Origin of the sequence: Lonsdalea quercina subsp. quercina (assembly GCF_000688695.1) — a bacterium.
Classification (GTDB): domain Bacteria; phylum Pseudomonadota; class Gammaproteobacteria; order Enterobacterales; family Enterobacteriaceae; genus Lonsdalea; species Lonsdalea quercina_D.
In genome coordinates this window covers 1-6,765 of record NZ_JIBQ01000023.1, presented here as the reverse complement: position 1 = coordinate 6,765, position 6,765 = coordinate 1, and the positions used below count along the sequence as shown (strand labels likewise).

The following is a 6,765-nucleotide window of genomic DNA, read 5'->3' as shown; positions in this document are numbered from 1 at the left end:
CCACATAGTGCAGTCGGGTCTCTTCTCCCTTGCGTTCGACCTGCGCCAGCGGTCGGAAGCTGCCGGGCTCATACACCCACTGCACTTCCCGCGCCGGGGTGCCGTCCGCATAGTATTGTACCTGCCCCACCAGCTGGTCGCCGTCCCACTGGTACTGGACTGTCGACACCGACTGCAACGAGGCCACCTGACCTTCGCGCACCTTGCTGACCCGGCGTCCGAAAGCATCGTAGCCATATCGCCAGCGCGCGCCATCCGGCAGGCTCACCCGCCGCAACCGGTCTTGCGTATCCCACTCGTAGCGCGTTTCTTTCGGTCGGAATCCCGCGCGGACTTCTCGCTTGCGACTTAACCGGCCGCAGACATCGTACTCATAGCGCACATCGCCGCGCTCGACGATACGCCCTGCGCCGTCGTAGCGACGCTGGCCCTCGGATACCGCCTGAGACACCGACAGCGGGACGCCCGACGAGGCCATAATTTCCGATACTTCGCACAGGTTCTGCTCGCTGTCGTAACCAAACAGTTTTGCCTGACGCCAGCGCCCATTCCGGCGCTCCGCCGTGACCTGTCCGTTGCCGTTCAGGCGGAAATCCTGCTCGCCCCAGTGAGCGTCTTTTATCCCCACCAGACGGTCCAGCACGTCGTAGCGATAGCGCCGTTCCAGATGGTGCGGCTCGCTGCCGCCGTCGTTCACCAGCGCCTGACGCTCTAACAGCCCGGTCTCGCTCCAGCTCTGCGACAGCGCGAAGCCCGCGCCGTTGCTGCGCAGGCTTTCCTGACCCGCGTCCGTATGGCTGAACGACAAGGCCTGATGCGAACCAACGCCCAGCGCCGACAACCGCCCTGATTGCCACTGCTGTTGCAGCGGCGCCAACAGCCCGCATCATAAACGTAACGGTGCGCCCGCCCGTCGTAATGCAGCTCCCCGCTCAACCGGCCGCCGGCGTCAAACTCATACCGCCAGTCCTGCCACTGACTGTTGGTCACCCCAGCGAACTGTTCCGTATCAGCCTGTACCGCAACGGGTTGATACTGACTCGACCCGATGAGGATACCGATATTGCGGCGCTGATGGCTGAACTGGACGGCAGCGAGACAGGAGGGGCTGATTGTGGGTAAGTGACAACGGCGAACTGACGCTGGCAGGGGACTGGCTGACGCAGAGCGGGCTACTCGGCCAGCCGTTAATGATTGACGTACTACCCAGTAAAATAACCATTCGGGCAGAACAGGGGAATATGCTGGCGTAATACACAAGCCGATAAAAATAAAATAGCCGGAAGGATTTTGAGATCGCTTCCGGTCAAACTGATTATAAATTTAACAATCAAAACCACTCATATAATTCATAGCCATACTCTGTATATAACTTAACGAACCCAAAACCACAATTCTCTTCAACTAGAATACAATTTGACACTCCATGATTATGCCCTTTAATCCTCCAAAAAAAATCAGGTTTACTTTTTAAGAAAGATACGGACAATTTCAAATAATAACAATCATCATCTTTAGTTGCCACATAAAACAAAACATCACCAATAGAGTTTAACCCCTTCAAAAAACGGTCAAACCTAATAAAAATAGACTCATCAGACACTGACAAATCTATCCTTTCAATATCTTTTTCATCCAAGCACAAAAGCACATCATTAAAATCACGTTTACAGAAATTAACTTCATTGTTATCAAAATAAAACTCATCTGAAATAGATTTCAGTATTCTTTTTTTCTCACCATCCTGAGCAGCATTTTTTAGACGTTCCCTCAGTGTTTTGGACATTTCTCACCTCGCAAATCTTTTATGCCTTCTTTATCTTCAGGGAAATGCCCTGGATGCTGATTATATCTGTTTTTCGGCTCTAAAGGACTCCCATGTAAATCATCGGCAGTATGTAAATGTGGACCACGCCCAAATTTATCGTCTTCGTGCATAACAATATATTTTTTCTTCCCATCTACATCATACTCCCATACCGTTCTATTCTCATATTTACTATCAAATACTTTTACTGGTTTAGGTGTATTAACATTTTTCGGTATATTCAATGCTCTTTTGGCTGCCCTAAACTGCGCTTTAAATGTCGGCGGAATTGGGTTCAATCCCAAAGGATCAGCCCATTCAAAGGGATTGTGAGCATACCCCTGAGGTCTCAGCCCCCCCGCCAACCCTATCGGGTCCGGCGAGATATACTGCCCGCTGTCCGCATCATAGTAACGATGCCGGTTGTAGCAAAGCCCCGTTTCCGCGTCGTAGATTTGGCCCTGATAACGCAGCTCGCAGTACACTTCTTCGTTCGCCGCATCACCCAGATAACGCTTCAGTCCCACCGGCAACCGGTCTTCACGGTGTCCATTCCACAGCCCCTGCTCACCCCGCCAGTGGACTTCTCCCGTTTCGCTGCACAGCTCCCGCGCCGTGCCCGCTAAATCTGTCACCACGTAGTGCAGTCGGGTCTCTTCTCCCTTGCGTTCGACCTGCGCCAGCGGTCGGAAGCTGCCAGGCTCATACACCCACTGCACTTCCCGCGCCGGGGTGCCGTCCGCATAGTATTGTACCTGCCCCACCAGCTGGTCTCCGTCCCACTGGTACTGGACTGTCGACACCGACTGCAACGAGGCCACCTGACCTTCGCGCACCTTGCTGACCCGGCGTCCAAACGCATCGTAGCCATATCGCCAGCGCGCGCCATCTGGCAGGCTCACCCGCCGCAACCGGTCCTGCGTATCCCACTCGTAGCGTGTCTCTTTCGGTCGGAATCCCGCCCGCACCTCTCGCTTACGGCTTAACCGGCCGCAGACGTCATACTCATAGCGCACATCGCCACGCTCGACGATACGCCCTGCGCCGTCATAGCGACGCTGGCCCTCGGACACCGCCTGAGACACCGACAACGGGACGCCGGACGAGGCCATAATTTCCGACACTTCGCACAGGTTCTGCTCACTGTCGTAACCAAACAGTTTTGCCTGATGCCAGCGCCCATTCCGGCGCTCCGCCGTGACCTGTCCGTTGCCGTTCAGGCGGAAATCCTGCTCACCCCAATGGGCGTCTTTTATCCCCACCAGACGGTCTAGCACGTCGTAGCGATAGCGCCGTTCCAGATGGTGCGGCTCGCTGCCGCCGCCGTTTACCAGCGCCTGACGCTCTAACAGCCCGGTCTCGCTCCAGCTCTGCGACAGCGCGAAGCCCGCGCCGTTGCTACGCAGGCTTTCCTGACCCGCATCCGTATGGCTGAACGACAAGGCCTGATGCGAACCTACGCCCAGCGCCGACAACCGCCCTGATTGCCACTGCTGTTGCAGCGGCGCCAACAGCCCATTGACCCGCTCAGAGATGACCTGACCGGAGCGGTTATAGGCCTGCACCACACGTGAGCGTTAAACCCGCGACTAAAAGAGAAGAGATTGGCAACAGAGCGTTACTATACCGTGGGATACGCTTCGCATAATGGCAAGCCTAACCCGCCCTCCGCCATCAACCTTAAAGGCCGCTGGCTGGAAGAGTCGGGCTTTATGACCGGGATGCCCGTCACCGTCACGATGGAAAGAGGCAGGATTATTATCGAGACGCAGATTAATCTGTAGCGGATAACCAACAGCTAAAAAAAAGCCGGAAGGATCGTTGGATCACTTCCGGCTTTTTTTAATTATTACAATTCAAAAAAATCTTCAATAAATGAATTAAAGTCAACCCATTGTGGCTTCAGCTCACCATTCAAAAAACTCACTAATTTATCACCCAACTCCAACTCAATAACTTCACCAGTTTTTCTATTATAAAAATACCCACCTCCATCTTCAAAACCATCAAGGGGAATGTATTCATCAGGCAGTCCCAGCCCTTCATGTGCCGACTTAATATTTAATTGATAATCCGTATTTACAATAAACCAGCACAATTGATAAATATCATTTTTTCTGCCTTTAAAAGTGGTTCCACTTTCTGCACGCAAGAAAAAGTAAGCTATATCTGACTCAATTCTTATACCCACTGATAACAGAGCACTTTCATATAACTCTGTTGAATCATCAAACCACCATCCGTTTTTATTCAAATGTTCTTTCACTTTATTAGATATCATAGCAACCTCACTAGCCACATGACTTTTTGATATTAATGGATTCTCTGCGTTTTAACTCTTCATTAGCTCGCTGCTTCCAGTAAGCGTCTCGATCGGTGTTAAATAATTCCCTATCAACGGGATTATCAGGATGAGAATTCGGTAAATGTGGATGTAGGGAATTTGTATAACGATATTTCTGATGAGTATCCGATGACACTTCAAATAATGATCCCAATCCATTCTGTTTGGAATGATGTAAGTTTATTTGCGAATATTTTCCATTTTTCACCACAAATGGACTCCCACCACCCAAAGCAATATCAAGGTTTGTTTTCACTCCATTTCGAGTATTTACAGGCAAGTCCCAATCAATTGCTTGTTGATAAACAGTGTGACTATTTCCTGATGACGCATCAAACTTCGAAGAAGTAAAAAACCCTGACAATCCGAACGGGTCAACCCAAGTTAATGGATTATGCACATACCCCTGTGGCCTTATCCCACCCGCCAACCCTATCGGGTCTGGGCACAGGAAATATCCCTCCTGCGAGTCATACTACCGTTTTAGGTGGTACACCTCTGCCAAAAATGCATCGTAGATATGAGTATTAAACACGCTACCGCCCTAACATGATAGTTTTTATCTGCACAAAATCATTATATATCGGAGAGTAAAATAGGCACAAACTGATTAAAGCATGGGAGCACCACCTAATTAATAAACAGACTGGATACAGAATAACAGCAAACTGTAACTTAGCTGGCACAGAACAATCTTTATTAGGTAAGTGCTTGGTAGATACACGGTGATGCCTGACAAGATGGTTTTTAGGCATAGGTTAGTATAATAGCAGATAAAAACCTGAAAAAATCCTTAAGGAACCTTTTCAGGTTAGTTTAAAATTAGAACCTTGTTGAATCAAGGTAATTTAGCTTTCACTTTCTTTAACACTCGATTAGGATCAAAACTATAATCTTTGCAATACTCGACAAGAGCCTGTTCTAAAGGGACAATCTTAAAACCTGTAAACCCATTATTTTCTATAGATAGTTTAACATCTTCATTAATGACCAGTCTTAAACCAATTACGATTTTAGAGCTAAGTTGAAAGATATCATAATCATTTAATGAAGACTCATTGAAAATAATTTTATTAGGCACTAATGAACCACGAGTAACATCCAATAAAACAGATTCTTTGTAATTAATGAAGTCATGAGCCGGGAAAAATACATATTTATATCTCTTATCCGAAGTAACACTCTCACCACAGCAAGAGATGGATAAATTTTTAATACATTTTTCAGGCATCCTAAACTTAGAGATGAGCTCCCAAAGATTACTTGAAAAAATATGCCCCTGATCTTTTCTATAATCGAAAAATATTTCCTTATCTTCTTCTAGATTCAAAAAAATATCGTCCGGACAGTTTTCATCTTCGAGGTAATAAGGGAAATCATATTTTGACTCCTTAACCGGGTATGTTTTCACTACATCAAAAACGCCTTTTAAAAAACGCTCGTTCTCATTGTAATCATTCATCACCAAATATAAATCACTCATCACCAGACTCCGATTAATAAACCCTTCCACATTTTGTTTTTGGCACATCACCACTCCAGAGACGGCGTTTCAAATCCATTTGAAGTTTTTTCACTTCAATCCTCGCCTCTTTAGCCGTCAACTCTTTTGCATTATATCGATCCTTAATTAAGGATATTTCATCTGATACAATATTGGAATAATTATCATGTTTTGAACTATGGAACACTGCCATGCCTTTTCCTAGCCCCTCTTTATAAGCGGCCTGACTTCCAGGAATATGAATACCATTACCAACAGAATCCCTTGAGCCCCCCATCCCAATCGAGTTAAAGAAACTGTCATGTTTTTTCCAGATATCTACAGGAATAACGTGATGCGCTTGCAATCGATCTCCTACTTGCCCACCTAAAGCTGTATCTAAAACACTACTAGGTGATAGTCCAAGTGGATCTACCCAACTTAATGTATTAGGAACGTAAGCATAAGGGTTCTCGCCCCCTGCCAATCCTATCGGGTCCGGCGAGATATACTGCCCGCTGTCCGCATCATAGTAACGATGCCGGTTGTAGTAAAGCCCCGTTTCCGCGTCGTAGATTTGTCCCTGATAACGCAGCTCGCAGTACACTTCTTCGTTCGCCGCGTCGCCCAGATAACGCTTCCGACCCACCGGCAACCGGTCTTCACGGTGTCCGTTCCACAGCCCCTGCTCACCCCGCCAGTGAACTTCTCCCGTTTCGCTGCACAGCTCCCTCGCCGTGCCCGCTAAATCTGTCACCACGTAGTGCAGTCGGGTCTCTTCTCCCTTGCGTTCGACCTGCGCCAGCGGTCGGAAGCTGCCGGGCTCATACACCCACTGCACTTCCCGCGCCGGGGTGCCGTCCGCATAGTATTGCACCTGCCCCACCAGCTGGTCGCCGTCCCACTGGTACTGGACTGTCGACACCGACTGCAACGAGGCTACCTGACCTTCGCGCACCTTGCTGACCCGGCGTCCGAACGCATCGTAGCCATATCGCCAGCGCGCGCCATCCGGCAGGCTCAGCCGACGCAACCGGTCTTGCGTATCCCACTCGTAGCGCGTTTCTTTCGGTCGGAATCCCGCCTGACTTCTCGCTTGCGACTTAACCGGCCGCAGACATCGTACTCATA

The 6,765-nt window shown here is 49.0% G+C and carries 4 protein-coding genes and 5 pseudogenes; 2 read left to right on the top strand and 7 right to left on the bottom strand.

From position 1 onward, the window contains the following. A pseudogene (locus tag SB13_RS16780) lies at positions 1–936 on the bottom strand (RHS repeat domain-containing protein); the annotation flags it as partial. On the opposite strand from SB13_RS16780, the pseudogene SB13_RS18080 reads away from it, so the two are divergent. Next, positions 919–1,253: pseudogene (locus SB13_RS18080) on the top strand (SymE family type I addiction module toxin). The pseudogenes SB13_RS16780 and SB13_RS18080 sit on opposite strands and share 18 nt — an antisense overlap. 77 nt (positions 1,254–1,330) lie before the next feature. Here SB13_RS18080 and SB13_RS16770 read toward each other — a convergent pair. Continuing rightward, entirely contained in the window at positions 1,331–1,786 is a 456-nt protein-coding gene (locus SB13_RS16770) for a hypothetical protein (RefSeq protein ID WP_026741442.1), read from the bottom strand. Then, positions 1,771–3,375, bottom strand: a pseudogene (locus SB13_RS16765) (RHS repeat-associated core domain-containing protein); the annotation flags it as partial. The gene SB13_RS16770 and the pseudogene SB13_RS16765, both read right to left, overlap by 16 nt. 36 nt (positions 3,376–3,411) lie before the next feature. Between SB13_RS16765 and SB13_RS16760 the strand changes: the two are divergent. Next, positions 3,412–3,591 carry a SymE family type I addiction module toxin gene (locus SB13_RS16760; protein WP_026741440.1) on the top strand — a complete coding sequence of 60 codons (180 nt, stop codon included), beginning with the start codon at positions 3,412–3,414 and terminating at the stop codon, positions 3,589–3,591. A 65-nt stretch (positions 3,592–3,656) separates the two neighbouring features. Here the strand turns inward: SB13_RS16760 and SB13_RS16755 are convergent, their stop codons facing one another. The 4 genes and pseudogenes from SB13_RS16755 to SB13_RS18205 form a co-directional block, all read right to left on the bottom strand. Then, entirely contained in the window at positions 3,657–4,088 is a 432-nt protein-coding gene (locus SB13_RS16755; RefSeq protein ID WP_026741439.1) for a hypothetical protein, read from the bottom strand. Between the two features lie 10 nt (positions 4,089–4,098). Then, positions 4,099–4,626 (bottom strand): annotated as a pseudogene (locus SB13_RS17505) (HNH/ENDO VII family nuclease); the annotation flags it as partial. Between the two features lie 363 nt (positions 4,627–4,989). Further along, a complete protein-coding gene (locus SB13_RS16745) occupies positions 4,990–5,634 on the bottom strand; it encodes an Imm43 family immunity protein (RefSeq protein WP_026741437.1) in 645 nt (214 codons plus the stop codon). A gap of 13 nt (positions 5,635–5,647) precedes the next feature. Continuing rightward, positions 5,648–6,765, bottom strand: a pseudogene (locus tag SB13_RS18205) (RHS repeat-associated core domain-containing protein); the annotation flags it as partial.